Source organism: Streptomyces glaucescens (assembly GCF_002154375.1).
Lineage (GTDB): Bacteria > Actinomycetota > Actinomycetes > Streptomycetales > Streptomycetaceae > Streptomyces > Streptomyces glaucescens.
Genome location: NZ_MUND01000783.1, coordinates 256 through 2487 on the forward strand (window position 1 = coordinate 256; position 2232 = coordinate 2487).

Annotated in this window: 3 protein-coding genes; all 3 read left to right on the forward strand. The window is 74.7% G+C overall.

Annotated features, from left to right (window positions below; genetic code table 11):
* Positions 1-174 precede the first annotated feature (174 nt).
* The 3 genes from CCN42_RS37115 to CCN42_RS37125 all read left to right on the forward strand — a co-directional run bounded on the left by CCN42_RS37115 (position 175) and on the right by CCN42_RS37125 (position 2178).
* Positions 175-1161, forward strand: coding sequence for a helix-turn-helix transcriptional regulator (locus CCN42_RS37115; RefSeq protein ID WP_086173344.1), 987 nt, complete (start codon positions 175-177; stop codon positions 1159-1161).
* Between the two features lie 62 nt (positions 1162-1223).
* Positions 1224-1706 carry a DUF456 domain-containing protein gene (locus CCN42_RS37120; RefSeq protein WP_086741699.1) on the forward strand — a complete coding sequence of 161 codons (483 nt, stop codon included), beginning with the start codon at positions 1224-1226 and terminating at the stop codon, positions 1704-1706.
* Positions 1707-1788: 82 nt separating this feature from the next.
* Complete coding sequence (locus tag CCN42_RS37125) at positions 1789-2178, forward strand: PPOX class F420-dependent oxidoreductase (protein ID WP_086741700.1); 390 nt, start codon at positions 1789-1791, stop codon at positions 2176-2178.
* The last annotated feature ends 54 nt before the right edge of the window (positions 2179-2232 follow it).

Here is a 2232-nt window from a genome sequence, read left to right on the forward strand (position 1 = left end):
ACGGGAGAACCGCCCGGCGACGGCAACAGGCCCGGCCCCGTCGGCACCGGTGACCCCACCTTGGCAGAGGGCGAGGCGGTACGGCGATGATGTTCGACGGCGGGTTTGCGCCGTGGCCGTTTCCCGCCACAGGTGGACACCGCGGGACCGATCGTCGGGGAGGGGCGGAGCCTGATGCTGGCAGCGATAGGGCTGGACGAGCGGCACGAGTCGGCGTACCGGGCGCTGGTCGCGGTCGGCGCCGCCGACGTACCCGATCTGGCGCGCCGGCTGACGCTGGGCGAGCAGGACACCGAGCGGGCGCTGCGCCGGCTGGAGCGGCACGGGCTCGCCGCGCAGTCCTCCGCCCGCCCGGGCCGCTGGGTGGCCGCCCCGCCGGGGGTGGCGCTGGGCGCGCTGCTCGCCCAGCGGCGGCACGAGCTGGAGCGGGCGGAGCTGGCGGCGGCGCTGCTGGCCGAGGAGTACCGCGCGGCGGCCTCCGAGCCCGCCGTGCACGACCTGGTCGAGGTGGTGATCGGCGCGGCGGCGGTCACTCAGCGGTTCCTGCAGTTGCAGCTGGGCGCCGCCGACGAGGTGTGCGCACTGGTCACCGGGGACCCGGTGGCCGTGACCGGCATGGAGAACGACGCCGAGGAGCGGGCCGCCGCGCGCGGGGTGCGCTACCGGGTGGTGGTCGAGCGGACCGTACTGGACCGGCCGAACGGCATCACCGAGCTGACCGCCGCGCTCGCCCGCGACGAGCAGGTGCGGGTGGTGGACCGGGTGCCGACGAAGCTGGTCGTCGCGGATCGCTCGCTGGCGCTGGTGCCGCTGACCCATCCCACCGCCGAGCCCGCCGCGCTCGTGGTGCACGCCAGCGGGCTGCTGGAGCTGCTGTCCGGCCTGTTCGAGTCGGTGTGGCGACAGGCGCTGCCGCTGCGGCTCGGCGGGTCCGGTGTCACCGAGCAGGGTCCGGACGGGCCCGACGGCACGGATCTGGAGATCGTGTCGCTGCTGCTCGCCGGGATGACGGACGCGAGCGTCGCCAAGCAGCTGGACCTGGGCCTGCGGACCGTGCAGCGACGGGTGAAGCGGCTGATGGAGCTGACCGGGGTGACGACCCGGATGCAACTGGGCTGGCACGCCCACGAACGCGGCTGGGTGGCCCGCGAACGGCCCTGACGGCGGCGGCACCGCACCCGCGCGGGACTGCGCGCCGGGGCGGGCTCGGGCACCCTGGGCTCATGGGAGTGTGGGAGCTCCTGCTGGTCGGTCTGGTCATGCTGCTCGGCCTGTGCGGAGTGCTCCTGCCGGGCGTCCCGGGGTCGTGGCTGGTGTGGGCCGCGGTGATGTGGTGGGCCCTGACGGATCCGCGGCCGGTCGCCTGGTGGGTGCTGGTCGGCGCCACCGTCGCGTTGTTCCTCTCGCAGGTGGTGCGCTGGGCGCTGCCCCCGCGCCGGCTCCAGGCGAGCGGGGCGACCGCCCGGATGGCGGTGTACGCCGGGCTGGGGGCGCTGCTCGGCTTCTTCCTGCTGCCGGTGCTGGGTGCGGTACCGGGCTTCCTGGGCGGCATCTACCTGTGCGAGCGGCTGCGGCTGGGCCGGTCCGGCGAGGCGCGGGCGGCCCTGCGCACCGCGATGCGGTCCGGCGGGTGGAGCGTGCTGGCGGAGCTGGTCGCCTGCCTGCTGATCATGGGCGCGTGGCTGGGCGCGGTGTTCCTGGTCTGACTCCCCGGCGCGCTCCCGTACGCCCCGCGCCCCAGGCCGAGAAGCCGGTGTCACGGGCGTGGCGGCGTGCTTGGCTGGGCGCATGAACGAGTTCAGCGAGGCCGAGCGGGCGTATCTGCGGGGACAGCGGCTGGGGCGGATGGCCACGGTGGATCCGCAGGGCCAGCCGCAGGCGAACCCGGTCGCCTACTTCCTGCAGGACGACGACACGCTCCTGATCGGCGGCTACACCATGGGCCGCACCAAGAAGTGGCGCAACCTCCAGAAGAACCCGCTGCTCGCGCTGGTCGCCGACGACATCGCGAGCCTGCGGCCCTGGAAGGTGCGCGGCGTGGAGGTCCGTGGCGAGGCCGAGCTGCTCGTCGGCCCGCACGACCTGGGCCCGCACTTCAGCGAGGAGCTGATCCGGATCCGCCCGCACTGGGTCCACAGCTGGGGCCTGGACGACGACCGGCCCGCCACTTCTTCCTAGGGGGGTGTCGTCGAACTCCCGTCTGCCCTGCGGACGACGACGGGAGTTTGACGA

Coding starts and splice junctions, on each gene's coding strand:
- CCN42_RS37125 (WP_086741700.1), top strand. CDS start 1,789: ATGAACGAGTTCAGCGAGGCCGAGCGGGCGTATCTGCGGGGACAGCGG.
- CCN42_RS37120 (WP_086741699.1), top strand. CDS start 1,224: ATGGGAGTGTGGGAGCTCCTGCTGGTCGGTCTGGTCATGCTGCTCGGC.
- CCN42_RS37115 (WP_086173344.1), top strand. CDS start 175: ATGCTGGCAGCGATAGGGCTGGACGAGCGGCACGAGTCGGCGTACCGG.